Genomic DNA, 23329 nt, shown 5'->3' on the forward strand with positions numbered 1-23329 from the left:
TCTTCAACATGGTCATGCTTATATAGCCGGTATATTGGGCAGCCTCACCAAACATCTTGATGTGGCCTTGCTACACAGAAATTATAGCAGGTCGTTTACCTCTTTTTACTCGAACGCTTTCGCGGAAAGCAGTACCACGCAAAATGAAACAGGCACTTATTGGGGATGGAAATATACCTTCCATCGCAGGCTTTCGCTGGCAGGATATATAGACCTCTTTCGCTTTCCATGGCTCAAGTACAGGATCTATGCTCCTTCTACCGGATACGAGTGGCTGACGCGCTTGCACTATCAGCCCACACGAAAAATAATTTTCTTCGCACAGCTGCGCGAAGAAGTAAAGTCGCGCAACACTGCGGGTGATACTGCTACACTCTATACACTATCGGTTGGGCAGAAGTATAATTATTGGCTGCAATGCGATGCCTCTATTATACAGGGACTCCGTTTAAAGATGCGATTACAGGGAAGCTCCTATACTATTGATCATCACACCACACACGGCCTGGCATTGATGCAAGACATCAGTTTTTCCATTGCCCGGTTTGAGGTCACCGCTCGTTACGCTTTATTCGATACAGATAATTACGACAATCGGCAATATGTATATGAAAATGATGTGTGGCTGGCGTTCTCACTTCCCGCCTATTATGGCGAAGGTGTGCGCAAGTATATATTACTGGAATACAAACTGAATGAAAATGTGAGCTTCTGGCTGCGCTACGCGATTACACGTTATAATGATCGAACATCGATCGGCTCCGGCGTTGATACCATCGATGGGAATACGCGAAGCGATGTTAAACTACAGGCGCGCATAAAATTCTGACGATGCCAACATCTTTTGTATTTTGGAGTCATGAGCGAAACACTTATCGACATTCTAGGCTGGATTGGCTCCATTGAAGTTATCGTGGCGTATGGCCTCAACAGTTATCAGCGGCTGCGATCTGACTCGCTGATGTTCTATGCGTTGAACTTTACCGGTGGCATTTTCCTGGTAGTATATACCATTTACAAAGAGGCGTATGCCAATACCTTTATCAACGTGGTGTGGGTGATTATTGCCATTCCGGCCATTATAAAAACACTTCGTAATTTAAAAAGTTAATTGTTATTTGCAGCCTTCTTCAGGACTGCGGGTAGTGGAAGCTTCACAAAAAAACATTCAGATTCAAAAAGGGGTCGCGATTCTTTCTATCGGACTGCTGATAGTAAAGATCGTGGCATATTACCTTACCAGCTCGGTGGCTATTCTCACCGATGCGCTGGAAGGTATTGTAAACATCGTAGCGGGGTTTGTAGGACTGTATAGCCTGTACGTTGCAGCCAAACCCCAGGACGAAGACCATCCGTATGGTCATGGTAAAATAGAATTTATTTCGGCAGCGCTTGAAGGGAGTCTCATTGTTGTTGCCGGACTCCTCATTATATACAATGCAATTCGCAATCTTGTTTATCCACAAACGCTGGAAAAACTGGATCTTGGTATGGTGCTGATCTGCATCACGGCAGTGCTCAACTATATTATGGGTATGATCTGCCTGCGCACCGGCAAGCGAAACAATTCCATGGCACTGCAAGCCAGTGGTAAACATTTGCAATCGGATACCTATACTACACTCGGCATTACTGCCGGACTTATTATAGTATATTTCACGGATGTGCTCTGGCTCGATAGTGTTGTAGCGATCATTTTCTCTATTATCATTCTCGTAACCGGGTATAAAATCCTGCGGAGTTCACTGGCCGGTATCATGGATGAAACGGATAAAGAGTTACTGGTAAAAATGGTTGACGTACTGAACAGCAACCGCGAAGAGAACTGGGTAGACCTCCACAACCTGCGCATCATCAAGTATGGCAATCAGTTGCACCTCGATTGTCATTTTACGGTGCCGTGGTATCTGAATGTACATGAAGCACATCTGGAGATCGACAAACTTACCAACCTGGTGCGCGATCGCTTTGGTAACTCAGCCGAATTTTTTATTCACACCGATGGCTGTCTCCCAACATCGTGTCCTATCTGTATAAAAAGTGATTGCCCCGTGCGCCAGCATGCGCTGGTAAAAAGAATCACCTGGACGGTGGAGAATATATCGCAAAACAAAAAGCACATGTTGTAGCATGTGCTTTTTCGTTATTGGAGAAACGTTATCCGTTAAATGTTAGTGATTATCCGTGGCAAAACGAAAACAAAGAACCTTGAACCAAAAAAGTTGAACAAGGAACTTTGAACTTTAAACCAATCATCCAATCTCAATCACTACATCATCGGTAAGCGGATGACCCACGCAGGTGAGTACATATCCTTCTGCGCGTTCTGATTGTGATAGTCCTTCTTCTTCATCAAGTTTTACTTTACCGCTCAGCGCTTTACCACGACATGCTGTGCATAGCCCACTCTGGCAGGAGTATGGAAGATCTATACCCTGATCCAATGCACTTTGCAGAATGGTATCTTGTGGAGCAACAGCCACTTTATATTCCTGGCCGTCATAACGAATGGTAACTTCGCGGGTCTTTGCTTCACCGGAAGCAGCAGCGGATTTTTCTTCTTTCTTATCCAGTATACCCTGCACAAAGCTCTCCTTGAATATTTTCTCTTTTGGAATTTTATGCTCGCCCAACAAGACCTCTGCATTTTTCATCATCCCTTCCGGACCACACATGAGGTAAGTAGTTTTTTCCAGCCCCCAATTGGGTATACGTTCAAAAAGTTTTACAAGCATATCATGATTCAGCAAACCGGAATATCCCTGCCAGTTCATCGGTGCATTATCGAGCACGTGAATTACATGTATACGTCCTTCGTATTTCGTTTGCCATTTATCCAGCTCATCGCGAAAAATGATGCTGTCTATATCGCGGTTGCAATAGATGAGTGATACTATACTTTCCGGTTCCTGCGATAATATACTTTTGATGATCGACATCATCGGGGTAATTCCCGATCCACCGGCAAACAACACGAGGTGTCGCTTGCGCTTGGCATCATACTCGGTAGTGAACTGTCCCATCGGTTCCATTACTTTGAGAGACTGCCCAGCTTTGAGATTATCAGGCAACCAGTTCGACATCAACCCTTGCTCTACACGCTTTACGGTAACAGCCAGATCATCGTCAGTAAAAGGCGAGCTGCACAACGAATAGGCTCTGCGCACTTCCTTGCCTTGCACCGGGGCAATCAACGTCAGAAATTGTCCTGATTTATACTGTATCTTTTTACCGGCAGGTTGTTCAAATACAATCGTGATCGCATCCTTTGTTTCGTTCACAATGTTCTTCACCTTCAGGTCGTAGTAATGCGGTCCGTTATGTACCGGTTCTTCCTTCTTCTCCGATTTCTTAAAAAAACTAAAAGCCATTTCTGTTTGCTGTTATCAATTAACAATTATCTGCGTTCGGGTGGTATAAACCAAGCGCGCATCGTATTTACTTTATGCACTATACTTGCCGAATAGTTCTATAAATAGTTATTCCTCCACAAAAGTAGTGAGTAATATCGTATCCGTAAAAGGTAAATCCGGCAGCAGCATCCACAGTGTATAATCCTGTTTCAATTACTGTCATACCATTCAAATCGCGGTAAATGGAGTAAAAACGGCTGTCGTGCATCCGATTTTGGTGTATGGCTGCAAGCGATTAATTTTGGGCCTTAACAATTTGACAACGTGCAATTAAATCCTCTGACCGCGATATCGCCCGTAGACGGCCGGTACTACGAAACTGTTAAACCACTGGCCCCTTATTTCTCTGAGTTTGGATTGATGCGCTACCGCGTACAGGTCGAGATCGAATACCTGATCGCCATGTCGGCCACCGTTCCGGAGCTGGAAGATTTCCCGGTTCACATGATCAACGACCTGCGCAGACTCTATAAGAATTTTACCGAGTTGCATGCCACGGAGATCAAGATCATTGAGAAAACTACCAATCACGATGTAAAGGCGGTTGAATATTATATTAAACGCGAGTTCGACAGAATGAAGCTGAGTCCTTTCAAAGAGTTTATCCACTTCGGTCTCACTTCGCAGGACATCAACAACACGGCTATACCCTTGTTGCTGAAAGAATTTATAGAGCGCGAATATCTCACCACCATCGAGATGCTGCTGAGCAAACTCAACGTACTGGCTATTGAATGGAAAGATATACCGATGCTTGCTTTTACACACGGCCAGCCGGCATCTCCTACCCGTCTCGGTAAAGAGATCATGGTGTTTGCTGCACGACTGGAGAAGCAACTGAATCAACTGAAGGCGGTGCCCCATGCTGCTAAATTTGGTGGCGCTACCGGTAACTTTAACGCACACGCGGTGGCTTACCCTGCCGTTGACTGGAATAAATTTGGAGATGAGTTCTGCCATCATCTCGGATTGGTGCGCAGCTTCCCTACTACACAGATCGAACATTACGATAACCTCGCTGCGTTGTTCGATAACCTGAAACGCATTAACACCATATTGATCGATTTCAGTCGCGATGTATGGCAGTATATATCGATGGAATATTTCAAGCAGAAGATCAAGGAAGGTGAAGTAGGTTCATCGGCTATGCCGCACAAAGTAAACCCGATCGACTTTGAAAATGCAGAAGGCAACCTGGGATTTGCCAATGCTATATTTGAGTTCTTATCCGGTAAACTTCCGATCTCCCGTCTGCAACGCGACCTTACCGACTCGACAGTATTACGAAATATAGGTGTACCGTTGGCACATACCTATGTAGCGATACAATCGCTGCTGCGTGGTTTGAGTAAGCTGGAATTGAACAAAGCCGCGATAGACCGCGACCTGAACGAGAGCTGGGCCGTTGTAGCCGAAGCTATACAAACTATACTGCGCAAGGAAGGTTACCCGAATCCATACGAAGCACTGAAAGCACTCACGCGCAAAAACGAAAAAATAACCCAACAAAGTATAGCCGAGTTTATTGATGAACTCAACATCAAACCGGAGCTGAAGAATCAGCTGAAAGAGATCACTCCGTTTACCTATACCGGGATATAGTTTAGGCTGCTGGCAAAAAAGCTGAAAGTGGAAAGCTGAAAGTGAAATACACTCTGCTTACTACTTTCAGCTTTTTGCTTTACGCTTTCTGCTTGCATCTATCTGCGGAGAACAAATGTATTCATCTGTGCAAATCTGTGAATTCCGTGGGAAATATTTGCATTTTGAATATCGAACAAGGAACATCGATCAACGAATAATGAAGTGGAGTATACATTAAGCTTTAAACTTTGTGCCTTTAGCTTGTATTTCTTTCTGCGAAAATCTGCGAGATCCGCGGGAAACAAGTGGCTGTTTATTCTGTGCATTTCTGTGAATTCTGTGGGAACCAAACTACTCCACGTACAGCAACTGCTTTTTCGAAAAATCATATAGTGTTAATCTTCGCAGATCGTAGTAAGCCGTCCAGAAAGATTTCAGGGCCTGTATATAGCTTCGCTTGGCATCGTCTTTTTCCGTGAGCGCTATATTCAGGTTTGTTATATCGATCTTACCAATCAGGTAACGATTCTGTGCTACATTATACCTTTCCGTTGCCACCTCGTCCGACTTCTTGGTAATTTCTATTTGCAGGCGAAGCATTTCAAACTGACGTACCTGCGTCATAATCTCCTGCTCGAAATTTACTTCATCCTGTGCGATGATATAGTCGTTGAGTTTTTTGTTAGCCAATGCCGTGCGCATGCGCGAGCGGTTGCGCCCCCAGTCGAGCACAGGAACACTCAGTGTAAGATTGAACTGTTGCTGTTCTGACGGATCATTATATATATCATTCACCACAAGTCCGTTGTTGTTAAGACCAAAGGCAGCGGTAAGCTCTGTCTGAAAACGTTGCCCACGCGCCTGAGCAATCTCACGATCGGCTTCAATGCGTCTTCGTTCAAAGGCTATAAATGCTGCGCGGTTTTGTTGTGCGCGCTGCAACGCTTCGTCTACCGTAACGGCAAACTCCGGAATGGACTCAGGCAGTATCAGCGAAAGATTATCACCTTCGGTTAATCCTATATAAGTACGCAGCTGCAGGCTGGCAGTTTCCTGGTCGAGCTTGGCCTGCGCAACGGCCTGCCTGGAGCGCAGCAACTGCAACTCTACCTGCAAGAGTTTATCCTGCGAGGTAGTACCTATATTATAGCGGCCTTGTTCAATCTTATATATAGTATCATTATTGGCCAGGTTGAAGGTAGCGATCTGCAAATTGATCTGCGCCTGCAATACATTGAAGAAACGGTCTACTGCTTCGCGCGATATAAATTCCATCTGCTCTACATATTCACGTTTCGATTCTTCATAGCGAAGTGGTTCCGTTTTTTTATCCCAGCGAAGTTGATTGAATGAGAAGAGTGGTTGATTGAGTTGTACATTCATTACCGTACCGCTCCATTGTGTTGCCAGGGCAGAAGCTTCTTTATAGTCTTTAAAATATCCGAGACTGCTGTTGGCCGAGATCGTTCCACCGGTCCAGCTGATGGGCTGCTGCAAACTGAGATTAAGGTTGTTGTTGGTTTGCTCTACCGGTATATATCGAAAGGTACCATCCTGTTGTGGTATCTGGTTTACGCGCTTGTAATAGCTGGGTAAACTTCCATCGAGCCGCAACTGCGGATTATAGTTTGTTTTATAAAACCGATATTGCCAGTAACGGTTTTCTTTCCGTGTTTCTGCCTGCTTCGATGCAGGCGATTGTTCTTTCGAACGGGCAATAATATCTTCCAGGGCAAACACCCGCTGACTATAGCCGAATGATGGAACGAGGAAGAGTATAACAAAAAGTACAGGTAGAGGAGTTAGTTTATTCATAGCGTAGAGATGCAATCGGGTCCTGGCTGGCTGCTTTGCGGGCCGGTGCTATACCGAATATCAACCCGACCGTGGCAGCTACACCAAATGATAAAATGATAGAAGTAAAACTGATAATAGTAGGTATACCGGCAAACTTCGATACGAGGAATGCCAGTGTAACACCGAGTATTACACCAATGATACCGCCCGTAACACTGATCATCACGGCTTCAAAAAGAAACTGCTGCACAACATCACTCTTCTTGGCACCGATAGACAAACGCAGCCCGATCTCCTTGATACGTTCCAGTACAGAGGCAAGCATAATGTTCATGATACCGATCCCTCCTACCAGCAACGATATACCGGCTATAGCACCCAGCACGTAATTGAATATATCATTGGTGCGCTGTTGCTGCTTGAGTAACATTTCCGGTATCTCTATTTCATAATCCACTACATCGTAATGTCTGCGTTGCAATAATCGCGATAGTATCTCTGCAGTGGGGGTAAGCTGGTTCGTTTCATTTACCTGTATCACCAGGCGATCGAGCTGATGGTAATTCTTTTTCTCCTGTTCATTCTGATCGGACGTATTGGTATTTGATACCATACCGCGACTGCGCATGGATTCGAGTCGTAATTGTTCACCGGTAATCTTATCGCGGTTCTTATAGCGAATCAGCACCGATTGTATAGGTGTATATATATCCATATTGAAATCACGAATCCCCAGCTTGCTGATGCTCGACTGCGACACGGCCCGTTCCTGCAATACACCCACAATGGTAAGCCAGTGCTGCCCTACTTTTATATTCTTGCCGATGGGATTTTCGGTTGGAAAAAATTTCGCTTTGATGGAGCTTCCTACTATACATACCGGAGCTCCGAGGTCTTCCTGATCTTTGGTGAATGTTTTACCATCCTGCAGGTTAAAATTATATATCTCGAAATATACCGGCTCTACTCCTACCAGCTTGGCAGAGCGTCTTAACCCGCTACGAACCGCGTATGTATCGAGTATAATTTCAGGGCTGATGCTCGCTATACCGGGAATGGTAGTTTTGATATTATGAACATCGCGTATAGTAAGACCGGGAGAAAATTTCTTTTTATCCTTTTGTCCTACCTGTTCTTCGATCTTCTCTTCTTTCTGTTCTACGATCGGTTTGATCACGATGTTATTTACACCGACAAGTTTGATCTGGTCGAGTATTTCGCGTTGTGCTCCATTACCAATGGCGAGCATGGCAATTACGGCCGCTACACCGAAGATGATGCCGAGTGCTGTAAGCAACGACCGGACTTTATTGGAAATAACTGCTCCTATAGCAATGGAGAGATTTGCCAGTACACGGGGTGAAAACATAGCAGTATATATTAGTTGGATGCTGTAGGCAGTGTCTTGATAGGCTGTTCCTTCTTTTCTTCCGGTTTGTCTTCTTTCTTCTTGCGCTTGCCATTCATCTCCTTTAACAGCGCAATCTCATCTTCTTCCATACCCGGTGGCACAGACAGGTATATCCGGTCATCTTCTTTCAGGCCGGCAAGGATCACCACATCGTTGGAATTGGTGAGACCGATGATCACTTCCTGCTTTATCGTATTGATACCATCCTTTCGAAACACGTAGGTGATTGTATCTGCCTGACTATGCAGGCACTCCAGTGGTATAAACATAGCACTGTCAACCACGCTTGCAACGATACGGTTACTGGTTGTCATGGACGGACGAAGACTCGGGTCTGTACCATCTATCTCTACCGCTACTTCAAATACTTTTGCATCGGAGTTCGGGCGCTGCTCGCCTACATTGGCTACACGGATAACTTTACCGGTAAGTTTTTTATCCGGATAAGCATCAAGACCAACCTGTACGTCCTGCCCGGCTTTTACTTTACGAACATCTACTTCATTGACATACGTCTTCGACATCATCTTGGTAAGATCGGGCAATGTTGCCACAGTAGGTTCCCACATATTTATCTGCGAACCTGCCTTGATCGGTTTTCCATCCCAACCTTTTTCATAGATCACCATGCCTTCTTCCGGAGCAGTAACATTAAACGACTCCATTACTTTTGTCATCGAGCCAAATTCATTCTGCACCTTACGAAGTTCAGCCGATACTTCGCGCATCTTCTCTATGTTCTGCTTCTTCTTGATCTTGTTATTCTCCAACGCCTGCTCATAGGCACGCACAGCTTTTTCAAGATCAATCTCGTGCTGTTTAATGGTAGCCGGTGGCTCATACTTGGATTGCTCCAGTATAATTTTCTTTTCTTCTTTTGCGTATTTCAGATTGACCAGTTCATCGCGCGACTGGCGCATGGTGAGGGTGGTATCGAGTTGTGTTTGCACATACTTGGAGTTTGCTTTCTCCAACTCGATCTGTTTTTCATTAAAACGATTTTGAAATTCAGAACGATCGAGTGTAGCAATCCAATCGCCTTTTTTTACAACAGTACCTTCATCTACTATACTTTGAATGGTAACATTCCAGATGCGGAAGTCACGGAGTTGTGAAGGACCTAAGATCTTTACAGAGTTTTTGGCTTCGAGTTCGCCAGTTGTTTCGATCTCAACTTTGAACGGACCGCGCTTTACGCTGGCCATTACATCGGCTACTTCATTTGATTTGTTACCTCGAACAATAAAAAACACAACCAGAAGCAATACCAATGCTCCACCACCGATTAGGAGTTTTTTCTTCATTTTCAGAAGGAGTTTATGAGTTAGGTTAATGAAAAATACGTGCTATCGCAGATGGTACACTAACCTGTCAATCACTCCCAACTTCACTGGTCCATCCTTTCTATATCTACTTCTATACGTCTGAATAGTTACATATAAGCGGCCATCAGTTTAAAATTCTACACGAATGGTATAAAACAAACGTGCCGGTAAGTTTTTATTGTTTTACCGGCACTATATATTTTTATCGCTTACTTACTACTGGTTCTCGCCTTTCTTTACTGCGAGCTTGGCTATAGCAGCATTCTTATCCAGTTTACCGGCACTCAGTTCTTTTAGCACAGAACCTTTTACCGATACCTCCAGGGAAGAAGGTATACCGCAGCCCGAGCAACGTGTAACGCGAACCTGGAAGATCAACACTTCGTCATCTTTCAGACTCTTCAGTGTTTTACCATACTCCAATACATTGTCTTTCAATTCACGCTCAAAGGTTGGGTAAAGCTCTACCACTTTCTTGTTGCGTGTTGGCTGGTCTACATCTTCCATATTCAGCGTAGGCATATCAAAGCGTTTATAGTCGCGCTCATTGCTGCTATATACCTGCATATAGTAGATCACACCATAGTCTTTCAAACGCTCGTAGTATATATTTTCTTCTGTGAAGTATGTTTTGGAAAGGTCCGAACGATACAGTCGTGAAAATATACTGGAGAGTAATTCCAGGTCCGGCTCAACCGCATCCACCGATTCTGTATTCACTACTTTTATTTTCGTGAGTGCCTGCGTGCGATTCAGTTTACCGGTTTTATACTGTGCTATATCTGACTTTAATGCTTCGATGGAAAGGTGCGTACGCTTCGGTGCATTGAAGTATTGATTTACCCACATGCGTGGCTGATTGCCCTGGTTGGTAATAATAATTCTTTCCTGCGGACCGAGCTGAGAGATCAGGTCGCTGTAGTCGAGCAAAAATTCTTTTGCCGCTTCAATCACTTTCAGGTTGTATGAATCGCGAACGCTATCCATATCCGTGCGTGCTCTTGCTTTACCGCCCTTATCTTTCAATTTGTATTTATAGGTCTTTCCATTGGAAACGGCCTGGTTCTCGTGTTCTTCTTCTTCCTCATTGCCACGTATATCGATCGTGGCAGCACCATCTTCATCTTCGCCATAGATAAATACATTATTACTTCCGCCTGCTCCCAGCGAAAAAGCTATAGGAGTAGTATAGTCAGCAGGAAGAGAAAATGTTACACCATAGCCTTCCTGGTAATTCCCTTTTACTTCCAGCGGAAAGAATGTTCGCTGATTGCTGAATTGCTGTTTGATGAGTGTGCTCAATACGTTTTCTGCCACACCTATATCACGGCGCATACGCTCTTCATCGATACCCGTCTTTTGCGCCACAGCAACATGCCCTGCGAGCATCACTGCCATCCATCCGCACATCAATACCCGAATAATAGATCTCATATACTTAAAATTGTTCAGTGGTTACTTGATTCAGTTCTTTTACAGCTTCTGCTGTATGCTTTAATATTTAGTTTCTTTTGTTTCCGTTGCCCCTACCGTAGTAATGATGCTGGAAAGTATCTGTTCTGTTTCCTGACGGAATATATCGGTGTTCTGCTCCAGTGCCTTGAGTCGTGTTTGCACCAGTTGCATATCATCCGTACGTTGTTGCTGCAGATACTTGGCAAAATCTACCAGCAGGTTCTCGATATACTTCTTCTGCTCGGTTGATGAGAGCTGGAAGTAATTCTTTACTACTTCGGTGTTCTGGTTCTGCAGGGTTGATACAAACTGGCGGATCTGTTCCTGTGAAGCCGTGGATGCTTCTTTTACCAGCCGATCAATTTTACCGGAGTTAGACGCAAGGTTACTCCGGATCGATTGATCCAGTTTTTGCTGTGTCTCTTTCCAGCTTGCCTGCATCGCTATATTATTCTGATCGAGCGATTGGTTGATCATCTGCTGTACATCCGTTGCTGTGAGCGATGGCGCTGATTCAACAACCGGTATAGCAGTCTTCTTCGGTTCACCAAAGCTGATCTTGAATTCATTACCCGACAGACTCACTTGTGTACCGGTAAATTTACCTACCAGCATAATGATGAGTAAAGATGCTGCTATACTTGCTATCGTACGGAACGTTGGCGTGTTCCAGATAAAGCGTTGCTGACCACTGTCGCCTAAAACGATAGGCGGAGCTATCACTTCTTTATCTTCTACTGCGCCCAGCATTTTTCGAAGTTGCTGATATCTCTCCAGCTCCTTACGGGCATTGGCATCCGACAAAAGATAGTGTTCCATCTTTTCCTTCTCCTCTCCCTCCAGTTCGCCATAGAGGTATGCCATCCAATCCTGTTGATCCGGTTTATAGCTCATAGCCAATCGTATCTTTAGTAATGTTTTTTCGCTCCAGAATTTTCTTCAGTCCGTCCAGTCCATAGTACATTCTCGACTTCACGGTGTTCTCTGATATATTCAGCACTTCTGCAATCTCACGAAACTTTAATCCTTCGTATTCTTTCATGATCACCACTTCGCGCTGTTCATCACTTAGCTCACACAAGGCCTGCTGCAGAATATCAGAAAGTTCCGACTGCCTGAACTGACTCTCGGGGTTGGCATACCGTTGTGACGATGATTCCCAGGCAGGTGAATCTTCAGCTTCACGGTTCCAGACCACATCGAACGACAGTGACCGGCTTCCTTTTTTCTTGCGGGCTTCTTCGCGACAATAGTTTACGGCAATCTTGTAGAGCCATGATTTAAACCTGGCTATATCCTGCAGGCCAGCCAGGCTGCGGCACATGGAGATAAATGTTTTTTGTGATACCTCCATAGCCAGATCGTGATCCATAAAGAACTTGTAGCTGAAGTTGTAGATACGTTTGTACCACAACTGAACCAGCTTGCCTTGCGCATTCTGGTCTCCCTGTTTCGCCCGGGCAATTAGGGTGTCGGAATGCATCATCGCGATGTCGAGTAAAGTCTCGGCCATGAGGTCAAATTTCGAAGGATTTAGGCTTTTACGCCATTTCTATAGTAAAGATGACGAGGCTGTTTAAAAAGTTTTAACAAGATAAATCTTTTTTAAAAGCCGCCAGCTTTCAATTCGATACCAGCTCTGACTTGCCAGCGGCTACTGTTCCGCCTTGGGTAAAGTTTGCTTACACCACGCCAATATGTATGGATAAAGGTCAACGGCTTTTAAATCTTTATGCTCCTGGCTTAGCCTGATAAGTTCGCGATTGAACTCTTTGAATTTGATAAAGTTTCTATTCTCTACCATCAACTCTTCTCGCTGACGTATTACGTAGTCGGCTGTAGATTTGTCGTAGGTGGATAATATATACAGGCAGAAAACAGCATGGGTCATATATTCATTAAAAACACTTACAGAGCTTGTATAGAAATCGCTGCTATTGCCGCGTTTTGCCCAGAAACTCCGCTGGGTAAAGATGCTATCTACCTGCCCTGTGTAATGGCTGGTAGCAGGGTTTACATAGTTATGGTCGATCTCGGTGAAGAGTATACCCGACATTAATCCTTCTTTTTGTTTCTCATCAGCCCCTCGCATATTATCGTACTGCTGTGTGCCACATATAAACATTACATTTTCAGTGAACCATTTATTATTGGGATAATCATAGGTCGAGTACCTTTGCGTGCTGTGTGAGCGCCAAATGAGCGGTGAGAAGACCACTCTGTAAGACTGACACTGGCTTTGAGGGAATTGTTCTTCGAGCCAACTCCACATCTGCCGTACGGGCAGCAAGTGTTTTTCTCGCTCTATTGCCTTTGTATAGTATACGAGATTGTTTTTGTAGAACTGCCTGAACTTCGATTTCCTGGCGAAGTCTTCCACTAAAGGCTTGAGCTTACCAAAAAGACTGTTGTCTGCCAGCTCATCGCCATAGCCGTAATAATAGGGACCGTTAAACAAAAGTGTTGTATTGGCTGATCCCGTCTTGGGGTCCTGGAAATTAAAAGCAAAACTATTTTCCCGGAAGTCGTAGTACTTAATAGCACGTAGACTGTCTGGAAAGTCGAGGGCTTTCAAAACAGGATGGTTCATATAGGGCTTGAAATAAGCAATCATCCGCTTATAATATTCGCCTTCGTTATACAAGTCTGATGCACGCTGACCACTAGGTGAAAGCGTCCAGATGATATTGGCCAGTTCATACACTTCAGGAATATCGAATCGAACGTTACCCAGATTCTTCTTCATGTATTCGGGTGTGAAGTAGTTCGCTATGCTATTGAAGTGAACCCGTAATGTTGTTTTGCCCTTCGGTGATTCAAAACGTATGTAGAGATTATGGGCATACGGTATTTTGTTGTTATAGAGAAGTTTAACACTATCGGTACCGTAGTATACCATAATATAATTATCCAGGCTTGCATCGGTGCCGGGACTTCTATTGTCTTTTCTGCTTACTGGATAACGAAATAAATTTGGATTGCCTTTAAACTTGAGCGCAAAAGTATCGTTGGGACACCACAATGTTTCAGGGTAAGTTTCTTCAACGGTTTGGCCCCAAACAGATGCTGCTAAACTTAGCGCAGCAAAAACGAAGAGTATTGGTTTCATATATAGGGATTGGGATTATGATATACAACTGCATGAATTTACATATACAGTTGCGTTGAATAACGAACAAAAACATAGATTATTGAATGTAGAAGTATAAATGCAGAGAGACGAAAAGTCGGGGAAGACCGGAAGTTAAGAGAGCACTGTACCAACCTTACCTGCATTAACGGGATAACGGTTAACGAATAACGGAATTGAATATCGAACAAGGAACACTGATCAACGAATGTCGAAGTATAAAGACACACTACTAATTCCATTCACACCTCCAGCGGCCAGGAGCCAGCAACTAAGTAAAAGGCTCCACTCCCCGCCCAAGTTACCCTAGCAGCCAGTATCTATTTTTGAATATCTTTGCGGCCGCATGAAAAAAATTATTTCCTGGCTTATCCGGTTTGTGCCGCGTAAATACCTGCAGCGTGCAGGTGGTTTGGGGCTGAAAGTTGTTGCTGCGTTTTTCTATCGTGGCAATGCAGTAGAATGCCCGGTGTGTAGTAGCCATTACCGTTCGTTCATGCCCTACGGGCGTATCAATCCAAGGCCGAATGCATTGTGTCCGAACTGTTTGTCGTTAGAGCGGCACAGACTTATATGGCTATACCTGCACGAACGCACCAACTTCTTTAAAAGTAAACTTCACGTGCTGCATATAGCACCGGAAGCATGCTTTATAAAACGCCTTGAACAAATTCATGGTGACCACTATATAACGGCAGATATAGAGTCGCCACTGGCAAAAGTAAAGATGGACATCCACGAGATTCCTTTTGCTGCCAATACCTTTGATGCTGTGCTCTGCAATCACGTGCTGGAACATGTGCGTGACGATATACAGGCGATGCGCGAGATACACCGCGTATTGAAACCTGGTGGCTTTGCTATACTGCAGGTGCCATTCTTCAACCCCATTCCAGAAACTACATTTGAAGATAACTCCATTACCGATCCGCGCGAACGTGAAAAAATCTTCGGCCAGGATGATCACGTACGCAAATACGGACACGACTATCCGAAGCGAATGGAGCTTGCCGGACTTCAGGCCATTGAAGACGATTTTGTGAATGTATTACCGGAAGAGACAAGAAAAAAATTCGGCCTGGTAAAAGGCGAGATACTCTATAAAGGCGTTAAAGTATAGCTAAAAAACTATGGACTGTAATTTACCACCCGGTATATATACAGTCCATCGTATACACTTATCTATTTGACGTGCAGGCGGCTGCGCAACACTTGTATTACTGACAGTACCTTACAGCGATTATAATATACTATCCATAAACAACACATGGTGACAGCCAGCGCCAAAAAGAAAAGATAGCCGCCATCGCCTTTTACAGATATACCGAGTATAGTAAGGTGCATACCAATTGCTCCGGCCATCAGTCCAAGTCCCAGCAATCCACCCAGCCAGGCCGTAGCATTAATCAGTATCAATACAGAAGCCACCAGTTCCAGTATACCCACCAGTATTCTGCCCCACGGCTCCATACCTACCGTTGTAAAAATATATACTGATTCTTCTGACGCTGAAAATTTAAAATATAGTGTCTGCACCATAATGAGTGCCGCCACGATGCGGGTTATCCAATAGAAAACAGATGTACTTTTCATATATCGTTAAAGGTTAGAGGGTTTATTTGTTCCGATACCAGATATACGTCAAAAGTATACAGCGGGTCTTGACACAAATGTCACCTGGAAGACGATGCATGGAATTATCGAGGTATGTAAAGCAAAAAAGGAAACTGTATAATGCAGTTTCCTTGGGGAAATATTGTTAGCCCGCTGCTGAAGATCTATACTTCAGGAACTTGCGCTATAAATACTCTTTAGATTCTTTGTGAAACGGATTTGCCGGATTGCTTGGGAGCCTCTTTCTTGGTATAAGTCGGGCAGGTATATTGACTGCACGCTGATATGAAGGCTGCTAAGAGAGCAAATAAAACAATCTTTTTCATTTCTGTGGGATTGAACTTCAACAAAAATAAACTTCTTTAAGAACAAAACAAACAATATACCGGAATCTTAAACGATCATCAGATTACATCCACGCACATCGCTGTTGTCCATACGACCCAGTACTTCAAATGTACCATCCTCATAAACTTTACCCAGGTCTTCGGTCTCGATGAATGATATCGTTTGATAGTTTGCTAAATCTATCACATTAATGCCGGCCGTTTCACGAAGTAACCCCTTGCTCAACGGATCTGTAATGTCGCGCCCTATAATTTTTATCCAGGGCGGACAGGTAAATAGGAATTGGCCCCTTGTGTAGGCCTGGGATAATAATTCCGTCATACCATATTCTGAAAATATTCCGGTAACATTCAGTTTTTCACGAAGGATCGTGTGCAGCTCCGCTCGTGTAATTTCCTTTCTTCTCCCCTTCATACCACCAGTTTCAAACACGAGACAGTGACTCAGATCTATACCGGCATGTTGCTCGGCCAGGTCGAGTAAAGCAAACGAAACACCCCACAGAATTATTTTCCTGGAATCTTTACTGCGCAGCGCTTCAATATCCTGCAATAATTTATCCACCTGGTATAGATAGTACGATGAATAGGTTGATCCGCTTTGTCTGATGAAGTGATCCATCATAGCAATAAGAGACGATCCTTGTCGCTCAAGATAAGAGGGTAACAATGCCAGGAAGTGATAGTCTGAGAGCGGGCCGAAAAAATATTCAAAGCACCGCTGCGAATGCTGTTGGTAAAACTCCAAATTTGCCAATGCATGCCGGCTCACCGATGCACCGGTAGTGCCGCTGCTGGTAAAGGTAATTTCCGGTTGCCATACACCACTTTGAACGGTGTGACTCTTGAAGAACGAGATAGGCAGAAACGGAATATCCTGCAGGGAGCGAACCGCGTGGACATCAACCGACAGGTTCTGAATGAACGACCGGTATACCGGGTTGTTAACCGCCTGAAAACGAAAGACCTCTATAGCAATATCAACAAAGGTTTGATCGTTAACGGTGTATAATGTAGATTCAAAACTTTTAAAAGTATCCAAGCGTTACGTAACTTAACCGGGTTCAAAAATACAGAATGAAAATTACAAAGGGTCTATTGCTGTTTGGGGTTTTAGTAGTGGTGGTCAGCGCATGCTTTAGCCCACCGGAATATCCTAATCAGCCAAGCATTAACCTGGCAGGTCTTGATTTTTACGCAGAGGTCGATGCGCTGGATTCTCTCGTGCTCTCGATCGATTTCCGTGATGGCGATGGCGACCTCGGTCTGGGTGCCGATGAAATTTCTTATCCGTATCACCCGCGCAATTACTTTTTGCAAAACAACGGGCAACTTATTCCTATACCCACTACTTCGCCTTACACCAACATTCCACCTATTATATATTTGAACGAGAATCAGCAGGGTAAACTTGCTACGAATCGCACATTGGAAGATCCGGCTTATTCCAGCAAGATGCCTCCCTATATTTATCCCTATACCTGTAACACCTATATATTCGATACTTTGTATGTAGAGAAGGGTGATGAAGCCATCTTTGATGCAACGTATAATATTACCGATACTTTGCGCAGCTCGAATCCGCAGAACAAAGATTTGTACGAAATCAAAGAAATATTCTATACACAGGAGAACCCTAACTACGATAACATTACGGTTGACTTCATTCTCAGCAATGGAACAGAACTTGACTGGGAGACTATAACTGGTACTGAGTGTGGTCCTTCATTCGATGGACGTTTCCCGCGCTTATCTGATAAAACGGGTGTGCCGCTGGAAGGAACGCTGCGCTATAGTATGAAATCAGAAGGTCTGGCGATCGTGCTGGGCTCACAGTCATTCAAACTTCGTGTGCAGATCAAGGACCGCGCACTCAACGTCAGCAACATAATCGAAACAGACTATGTAACGCTGGAAGGCATCAAAAGAAAAGGGTAAAATTTACTTTTACCCTTTCTCAATTTATCGTATTATACCTTGCTTCTATATATTTCAACGCTCGTATAGCGAAGGAAACCTGTCAGGGTCTGCTTCATTCATCATCGCATATACCGTTTCAAATACTTCTTCCGGATTCGGCTTGGTAAAGTAATCACCATCGGAAGCATACGCAGGGCGATGCTCCTTCGCAGTAATTGTTACCGCTTTTGAATCCAGGTATTTATAGGCATCCTGTTCTTCCAACACCTGCTGCATCATAAATGATGTTGCTCCGCCCGGTACATCTTCATCTGCAAAAATAATACGGTTCGTTTTCTTTACCGATTCTACAATACGATGATGAACATCAAATGGCAATAAGGTTTGCGCATCGATTACTTCACAAGATATACCAAACTGTTCCAGGTCTTCAGCAGCTTCCATTACCACGCGGCACATGGAGCCATAGGTAACAATCGTAACGTCTGATCCTTCTTTCAAAACCTCAGGCACACCCAGTGGCACGGTAAACTCTCCGATGTTATCGGGTATACGTTCTTTCAGGCGATAGCCATTCAAACACTCCACGATAATAGCGGGATCGTCTGACTTTAACATGGTGTTATAGAAGCCGGCAGCCTGCGTCATATTACGAGGCGTAATTATATATATACCTCTCAGGCTTTGCAGCAACATACCGATCTGCGAACCTGCATGCCATACACCTTCCAGGCGATGACCGCGTGTACGTATAATCAGCGGGGCCTTCTGCCCGCCTTTGGTTCTATATTGCAAACACGCAAGATCATCCGATAATGTAGGCAGCGCATAGATGAGGTAATCGAGATACTGCATCTCTGCAATCGGACGAAGGCCACGCAACGCTGCGCCTATACCCTGACCGATGATGGTACACTCACGAATACCAGTATCGGTTACACGAAGTTCACCATGCTTCGCCTGCAAACCGGCAAAGCCCTGATTAACATCGCCTATCTTTCCTACATCTTCACCAAACGCAAGCACCAGCGGATCGCGGGTTAAGGCTGCATCAAAACATGCCTGTAATACTTCACGTCCATCTACTATAGATGAGTGGTCGCTGTATTGTGCCGGTATAACCTCCACATTACGCGCAGCATCTTCTGATGCACTATATAAATGCGAGCTGTAGCGATTAAAGTTATCGTCATCCGAAGCTCGTAACCATTCGATCAATTCACTCTTTACTGCGCTATCTTCTTCGCGTAAATACCGAAGTGCTTTTTTAGCAGCCTTCATCGTATCCAGTCGCGTAGCATTGATCGCAGTAGTTAACTCTGTGCGAAGCTTATTGATCTCCTCGCTATACCGGCTTTGCGTTTCAGCTCTCTCCAGTATATCCGTAACAATCGCCTGGTCTTTGCGCACGTCTTCTATAAATGCTTTCCATGCGCGATCTTTTGCCAGCTTGGCCGATTGCTTTGCTTCTTTTTCAATAGCATCGATCTCTTCCGGCAATACCATTACTTCCTGAATGATCCACTCGCGCATTTTGCGAATGCAATCATGCTCTGCTTCCCACGCAAGACGTTCTTTCGATTTATAGCGCTCGTGCGAACCGGAAGTCGAGTGTCCTTGTGGCTGCGTAAGTTCATCTACGTGCAACAATACCGGTACATGTTCTTCGCGGCATATTTTCTCTGCACGTTGATAGGCTTCTACCAGTTCCTGGTAGTCCCAACCTTTTGCAGTAATGATCTCAAAACCCTTTTCGTGTTTTGTACGCTGCAGTCCTGCCAATACTTTTGATATACTTCCCTTGGTTGTATGATACTCGGCCGGTACAGATATACCATAGGCATCATCCCAGATGGAAGTGAGCATAGGCACTTGCAAAACTCCGGCCGCATTCATGGCTTCGAAGAACATACCTTCCGATGTGGAGGCATTGCCAATAGTACCGAAAGCAATCTCGTTACCATTCGAAGAGAAATTAGTATACTCTTTCAATGCCGGGTTGTTACGGTATAGCTTCGATGCATACGCAAGCCCGAGGAGGCGCGGCATCTGGCCTGCTGTGGGAGATATATCAGCACTGCTGTTCTTTATCTCCATCAGGTTTTTGAATTTACCATTGGCATCCAGTGTACGCGTGCCGAAGTGGCCCGTCATTAAACGACCTGCCGTAGAAGGATCTGCTTCCAGATCGGTATGCGCGTAGAGCTGTGCGAAGAATTGTTGCACGGTAAGTTCACCGATCGCAAACATAAAAGTCTGGTCGCGGTAATACCCCGAGCGGAAATCACCGTTACGAAATACTTTCGCCATAGCAATCTGCGCCACTTCTTTACCATCGCCGAAGATGCCAAACTTGGCTTTCCCCATAAATACTTCTTTACGGCCGATGATGCTGGCTTCCCTGCTTTCTACTGCCAGGCGATAGTCTGAAAGTATATCTTTCACTTTCGCCTGCGAGAACTTTGTCTTTGCTTCTTTTATCACGCTCAAAATTTCGGGATTTGGTGAAACCTGTTGAGGTCAAAAATAGGGAATAGTTTTACCTTTCAAAAGCACCAACGATTGCAGTAACTGATTAAAGAAAGGTGCATTACAAATTTTATTTCGACAAACATCTTTCATCGGAATTTTAGATGAGTGAATCTCTCGTTTGCAGGTATTTATTTCGAATAAAAATGATCTTTCATACTCTCCTTTTTCATACTCCGTGCCACTGTATATTTGCACCCGCTCATTAACAATCTATTAATAAACGCTTATGATTATTGGTGTCCCGAAAGAAATCAAGAATAACGAAAATCGTGTTGCATTAACTCCTGCAGGAACACAGGAACTCGTGAAGCGCGGCCACACGGTATATGTTCAAAAGACTGCCGGTGTTGGCAGCGGCTTTTATGATGAAGACTATCAAAAGGCAGGCGCAACGTTGATCGCAGATGCTGCTGAAATTTTCAGCAAGGCAGAGATGATCATGAAGGTAAAAGAACCAATCGAGCAAGAGTATAAGCTCATCAAAAAAGATCAGCTTGTCTTTACATATTTCCACTTTGCTTCGTACGAGCCACTCACCAAGGCCATGATTGCCAGCGGTGCTGTATGTCTTGCTTACGAAACCGTTGAGCGCCCCGATACCAGTCTTCCGTTACTTATACCGATGTCGGAAGTAGCCGGAAGAATGTCTATACAGGAAGGTGCTAAATACCTGGAGAAGCCTTTGAAGGGCCGCGGTATATTACTGGGTGGTGTTCCGGGTGTGAAGCCTGCCAAAGTATTGGTATTAGGTGGTGGTGTTGTAGGAACCAATGCCGCGAAGATCGCAGCCGGTATGGGAGCGGATGTTACCATCCTTGATCTTAACCTCACTCGCCTGCGTTACCTGGATGATGTAATGCCGAAGAATGTACACACGATGGTATCAAACGAATATACCATTCGTGAATTAATAAAAGATGCCGACCTTATTATTGGTGGTGTGTTAGTGCCTGGTGCGAAAGCTCCGAAGCTGATAACACGCGACATGTTGAAGTCAATGCGTCCCGGAACAGTGTTAGTAGATGTTGCTGTAGACCAGGGAGGATGTATTGAAACCTGTCGTCCTACTACCCACGAAGATCCTACCTTTATCATTGATGATGTAGTACACTATTGCGTGGCGAACATGCCGGGTGCAGTGCCCTATACTTCTACCCTTGCGCTTACCAACGCTACACTTCCATATGCGATTCGCCTTGCCGGGCAGGGATGGAAGAAAGCTTGTCAGGACAGCCTTGAACTGCGCAATGGTCTTAACGTGATCAATGGAGATGTGGTGTATAAAGCAGTAGCGGATGCATTCAATCTTCCTTACACTGATGTAAAGAAATACCTGTAATCAATACATGGTTACGAACGAAAGCCGCATGGTACCTGAACCAGCGGCTTTTGTCATTTAGGGCTGGCAAGGGCAATAATATAACCATGTTAAGCAGCAACCCTCTTTTGGAGTATCGCGTTACTTATTCTATTTTTAGCGCCAAATAATCCGGAACTACACGGCATGGAAATATTCGTCCACGCGGAAACCTGGCTCGCCTTGTTAACGCTTACGTTTTTTGAAGTTGTATTAGGTATTGATAACATCATCTTTATTTCCATTGTTGCCAATCGCCTGCCGCCCGAGATCAGAGCGCGTACCCGTAATATGGGTCTTATACTCGCTTTGGTGGTTCGCATATTCCTGTTACTCGGTATAACATGGGTTATATCTTTCAAACAACCTTTATTTCACTTGTCCGATATTATCGGCAGTAAGCTCGTTCACTTGTTCAGCGATCACGATCATCCTTTCAGTGGCCGCGACCTGATCCTGATGTTTGGCGGTTTATTCCTGATCGCAAAAAGTACACGCGAGATCAACCACGAGATGGAAGGTGAAGATAATCTGGAACAGGAATCAAAAGGTAAAGCCAATGTTACCGGCATTATTATACAGATCATTCTGCTCGACATCATTTTCTCGTTCGACTCTATCCTTACGGCTGTAGGTCTTACCAATCATGTTATTATCATGATCGCTGCAGTAATTATATCCATTGGTATCATGATGATCTTCTCGGGCGCTATCAGTGATTTCATCAACCGCCACCCTTCTATGGAAGTGCTGGCACTCGGGTTCCTGATATTGATCGGCTTTATGCTTTTCCTTGAAGGGCTCGAGTATGCTATACCCAAAGGATATATATACTTCGCGGTGGTATTCTCGCTTATGATCGAGATGGTAAATATTCGTGTACGTAACAAGCGAAAGAAAGCTAAAGAAGAATTTCATGAATAATGACGAGCAACTGCGTTATCCGATCGGCAGGTTTACGGCAAAGGATTCTTATACCCTCGAAGAAGTACAAGCCAACATCAAACGAATAGAAGCCGTACCGGCAAAGATCGAGGCGTTGGTGAGCACACTTACACAACAGCAACTGGGAACACCTTATCGCCCCGGAGGATGGACAGCGCTGCAGGTTATACATCATATACCGGACAGCCACATGAACGCCTATATACGCGTGAAGTGGACACTGACGGAGGAAACACCTACGATCAAAGCATACGATGAAACAACCTGGGCATTAACACCCGAGACGCAGGCTGATCCTTCTATCTCCATCAACCTGTTAAAAGCGCTTCACACTAAATGGACAACGCTATTGAAAGGTCTGACAGAGAAAGATCTTGAGAAGAAATTCTATCACCCCGATTCAAAAAAATATGTACGCCTCGATCAGGCCATCGCTTCGTATGCGTGGCATGGCGAACATCATTTGGGTCATATAAAAATTGTAGCCGGTCAATCATAA

The 23329-nt window shown here is 44.5% G+C and carries 19 protein-coding genes and 1 pseudogene; 9 read left to right on the forward strand and 11 right to left on the reverse strand.

All coding sequences use genetic code 11. From position 1 onward, the window contains the following. From VIN08_RS01440 to VIN08_RS01450, 3 genes and pseudogenes are all read left to right on the forward strand, one after another. A pseudogene (locus VIN08_RS01440) lies at window positions 1-829 on the forward strand (helix-hairpin-helix domain-containing protein); the annotation flags it as partial. Between the two features lie 30 nt (window positions 830-859). Beyond that, window positions 860-1111, forward strand: a complete 252-nt coding sequence (locus tag VIN08_RS01445; protein ID WP_331959118.1) for a CBU_0592 family membrane protein — start codon at window positions 860-862, stop codon at window positions 1109-1111. Between the two features lie 7 nt (window positions 1112-1118). After that, window positions 1119-2129: a cation diffusion facilitator family transporter gene (locus VIN08_RS01450; protein WP_331959121.1), complete on the forward strand. Its 1011-nt coding sequence runs from the start codon at window positions 1119-1121 to the stop codon at window positions 2127-2129. 123 nt (window positions 2130-2252) lie between these two features. Here the strand turns inward: VIN08_RS01450 and VIN08_RS01455 are convergent, their stop codons facing one another. Beyond that, window positions 2253-3371, reverse strand: coding sequence for a ferredoxin--NADP reductase (locus tag VIN08_RS01455; protein ID WP_331959124.1), 1119 nt, complete (start codon window positions 3369-3371; stop codon window positions 2253-2255). Between the two features lie 306 nt (window positions 3372-3677). Here VIN08_RS01455 and purB point away from each other — a divergent pair, with 306 nt between their 5' ends. Continuing rightward, window positions 3678-5015, forward strand: a complete 1338-nt coding sequence (purB, locus tag VIN08_RS01460) for an adenylosuccinate lyase (RefSeq protein WP_331959127.1) — start codon at window positions 3678-3680, stop codon at window positions 5013-5015. A 333-nt stretch (window positions 5016-5348) separates the two neighbouring features. Here the strand turns inward: purB and VIN08_RS01465 are convergent, their stop codons facing one another. From VIN08_RS01465 to VIN08_RS01495, 7 genes are all read right to left on the reverse strand, one after another. Then, window positions 5349-6812, reverse strand: a complete 1464-nt coding sequence (locus tag VIN08_RS01465; RefSeq protein ID WP_331959130.1) for a TolC family protein — start codon at window positions 6810-6812, stop codon at window positions 5349-5351. Further along, window positions 6805-8163: an ABC transporter permease gene (locus VIN08_RS01470; protein WP_331959133.1), complete on the reverse strand. Its 1359-nt coding sequence runs from the start codon at window positions 8161-8163 to the stop codon at window positions 6805-6807. The genes VIN08_RS01465 and VIN08_RS01470 overlap by 8 nt, the downstream gene beginning before the upstream one ends. An 11-nt stretch (window positions 8164-8174) precedes the next feature. Beyond that, the gene (locus VIN08_RS01475; RefSeq protein WP_331959136.1) at window positions 8175-9509 is read right to left on the reverse strand and encodes an efflux RND transporter periplasmic adaptor subunit; all 1335 of its coding nucleotides are present in this window, start codon (window positions 9507-9509) and stop codon (window positions 8175-8177) included. Window positions 9510-9746: 237 nt separating this feature from the next. Continuing rightward, window positions 9747-10964 (reverse strand): hypothetical protein, encoded by a 1218-nt coding sequence (locus VIN08_RS01480; RefSeq protein ID WP_331959139.1) that lies wholly within the window; start codon window positions 10962-10964, stop codon window positions 9747-9749. Window positions 10965-11024: 60 nt separating this feature from the next. Beyond that, window positions 11025-11879: a hypothetical protein gene (locus tag VIN08_RS01485; RefSeq protein WP_331959141.1), complete on the reverse strand. Its 855-nt coding sequence runs from the start codon at window positions 11877-11879 to the stop codon at window positions 11025-11027. Beyond that, window positions 11869-12498 carry an RNA polymerase sigma factor gene (locus VIN08_RS01490; RefSeq protein ID WP_331959144.1) on the reverse strand — a complete coding sequence of 210 codons (630 nt, stop codon included), beginning with the start codon at window positions 12496-12498 and terminating at the stop codon, window positions 11869-11871. The genes VIN08_RS01485 and VIN08_RS01490 overlap by 11 nt, the downstream gene beginning before the upstream one ends. Window positions 12499-12639: 141 nt before the next feature. Further along, complete coding sequence (locus VIN08_RS01495) at window positions 12640-14094, reverse strand: DUF4932 domain-containing protein (RefSeq protein WP_331959147.1); 1455 nt, start codon at window positions 14092-14094, stop codon at window positions 12640-12642. 367 nt (window positions 14095-14461) lie between these two features. Between VIN08_RS01495 and VIN08_RS01500 the strand changes: the two genes are divergently transcribed. Then, the gene (locus tag VIN08_RS01500; protein ID WP_331959150.1) at window positions 14462-15235 is read left to right on the forward strand and encodes a class I SAM-dependent methyltransferase; all 774 of its coding nucleotides are present in this window, start codon (window positions 14462-14464) and stop codon (window positions 15233-15235) included. 62 nt (window positions 15236-15297) lie between these two features. Here the strand turns inward: VIN08_RS01500 and VIN08_RS01505 are convergent, their stop codons facing one another. Next, window positions 15298-15708 (reverse strand): DoxX family membrane protein, encoded by a 411-nt coding sequence (locus VIN08_RS01505; protein WP_331959153.1) that lies wholly within the window; start codon window positions 15706-15708, stop codon window positions 15298-15300. A 414-nt stretch (window positions 15709-16122) separates the two neighbouring features. After that, a complete protein-coding gene (locus tag VIN08_RS01510; protein ID WP_331959154.1) occupies window positions 16123-17118 on the reverse strand; it encodes an acyl transferase in 996 nt (331 codons plus the stop codon). 35 nt (window positions 17119-17153) lie between these two features. On the opposite strand from VIN08_RS01510, the gene VIN08_RS01515 reads away from it, so the two are divergent. Then, the gene (locus VIN08_RS01515; protein ID WP_331959157.1) at window positions 17154-18014 is read left to right on the forward strand and encodes a hypothetical protein; all 861 of its coding nucleotides are present in this window, start codon (window positions 17154-17156) and stop codon (window positions 18012-18014) included. 54 nt (window positions 18015-18068) lie between these two features. On the opposite strand, the gene VIN08_RS01520 is transcribed toward VIN08_RS01515, so the two are convergent. Beyond that, on the reverse strand, window positions 18069-20477 hold the full coding sequence (locus VIN08_RS01520; protein WP_414693230.1) for an alpha-ketoacid dehydrogenase subunit alpha/beta: 2409 nt from the start codon (window positions 20475-20477) through the stop codon (window positions 18069-18071). 277 nt (window positions 20478-20754) lie between these two features. Here VIN08_RS01520 and ald point away from each other — a divergent pair, with 277 nt between their 5' ends. The 3 genes from ald (at window position 20755) to VIN08_RS01535 (ending at window position 23329) form a co-directional block, all read left to right on the forward strand. Continuing rightward, complete coding sequence (ald, locus tag VIN08_RS01525) at window positions 20755-21867, forward strand: alanine dehydrogenase (protein ID WP_331959160.1); 1113 nt, start codon at window positions 20755-20757, stop codon at window positions 21865-21867. 165 nt (window positions 21868-22032) lie between these two features. Beyond that, window positions 22033-22809, forward strand: a complete 777-nt coding sequence (locus VIN08_RS01530; RefSeq protein ID WP_331959163.1) for a TerC family protein — start codon at window positions 22033-22035, stop codon at window positions 22807-22809. Further along, window positions 22802-23329: a YfiT family bacillithiol transferase gene (locus VIN08_RS01535; protein WP_331959166.1), complete on the forward strand. Its 528-nt coding sequence runs from the start codon at window positions 22802-22804 to the stop codon at window positions 23327-23329. Before VIN08_RS01530 ends, VIN08_RS01535 begins: the two co-directional genes overlap by 8 nt.

Origin of the sequence: Ohtaekwangia sp., assembly GCF_036568665.1 — a bacterium.
GTDB lineage: Bacteria > Bacteroidota > Bacteroidia > Cytophagales > Cyclobacteriaceae > Ohtaekwangia.

What these genes read in the sequence shown, in the direction of transcription:
- VIN08_RS01495 (WP_331959147.1), bottom strand. Translation starts at nt 14,094, where the DNA reads ATGAAACCAATACTCTTCGTTTTTGCTGCGCTAAGTTTAGCAGCATCT.
- VIN08_RS01480 (WP_331959139.1), bottom strand. Translation starts at nt 10,964, where the DNA reads ATGAGATCTATTATTCGGGTATTGATGTGCGGATGGATGGCAGTGATG.
- VIN08_RS01470 (WP_331959133.1), bottom strand. Translation starts at nt 8,163, where the DNA reads ATGTTTTCACCCCGTGTACTGGCAAATCTCTCCATTGCTATAGGAGCA.
- VIN08_RS01485 (WP_331959141.1), bottom strand. Translation starts at nt 11,879, where the DNA reads ATGAGCTATAAACCGGATCAACAGGATTGGATGGCATACCTCTATGGC.
- VIN08_RS01530 (WP_331959163.1), top strand. Translation starts at nt 22,033, where the DNA reads ATGGAAATATTCGTCCACGCGGAAACCTGGCTCGCCTTGTTAACGCTT.
- VIN08_RS01445 (WP_331959118.1), top strand. Translation starts at nt 860, where the DNA reads ATGAGCGAAACACTTATCGACATTCTAGGCTGGATTGGCTCCATTGAA.
- VIN08_RS01500 (WP_331959150.1), top strand. Translation starts at nt 14,462, where the DNA reads ATGAAAAAAATTATTTCCTGGCTTATCCGGTTTGTGCCGCGTAAATAC.
- VIN08_RS01535 (WP_331959166.1), top strand. Translation starts at nt 22,802, where the DNA reads ATGAATAATGACGAGCAACTGCGTTATCCGATCGGCAGGTTTACGGCA.
- VIN08_RS01505 (WP_331959153.1), bottom strand. Translation starts at nt 15,708, where the DNA reads ATGAAAAGTACATCTGTTTTCTATTGGATAACCCGCATCGTGGCGGCA.
- VIN08_RS01515 (WP_331959157.1), top strand. Translation starts at nt 17,154, where the DNA reads ATGAAAATTACAAAGGGTCTATTGCTGTTTGGGGTTTTAGTAGTGGTG.
- VIN08_RS01490 (WP_331959144.1), bottom strand. Translation starts at nt 12,498, where the DNA reads ATGGCCGAGACTTTACTCGACATCGCGATGATGCATTCCGACACCCTA.
- VIN08_RS01475 (WP_331959136.1), bottom strand. Translation starts at nt 9,509, where the DNA reads ATGAAGAAAAAACTCCTAATCGGTGGTGGAGCATTGGTATTGCTTCTG.
- ald (WP_331959160.1), top strand. Translation starts at nt 20,755, where the DNA reads ATGATTATTGGTGTCCCGAAAGAAATCAAGAATAACGAAAATCGTGTT.
- VIN08_RS01455 (WP_331959124.1), bottom strand. Translation starts at nt 3,371, where the DNA reads ATGGCTTTTAGTTTTTTTAAGAAATCGGAGAAGAAGGAAGAACCGGTA.
- VIN08_RS01465 (WP_331959130.1), bottom strand. Translation starts at nt 6,812, where the DNA reads ATGAATAAACTAACTCCTCTACCTGTACTTTTTGTTATACTCTTCCTC.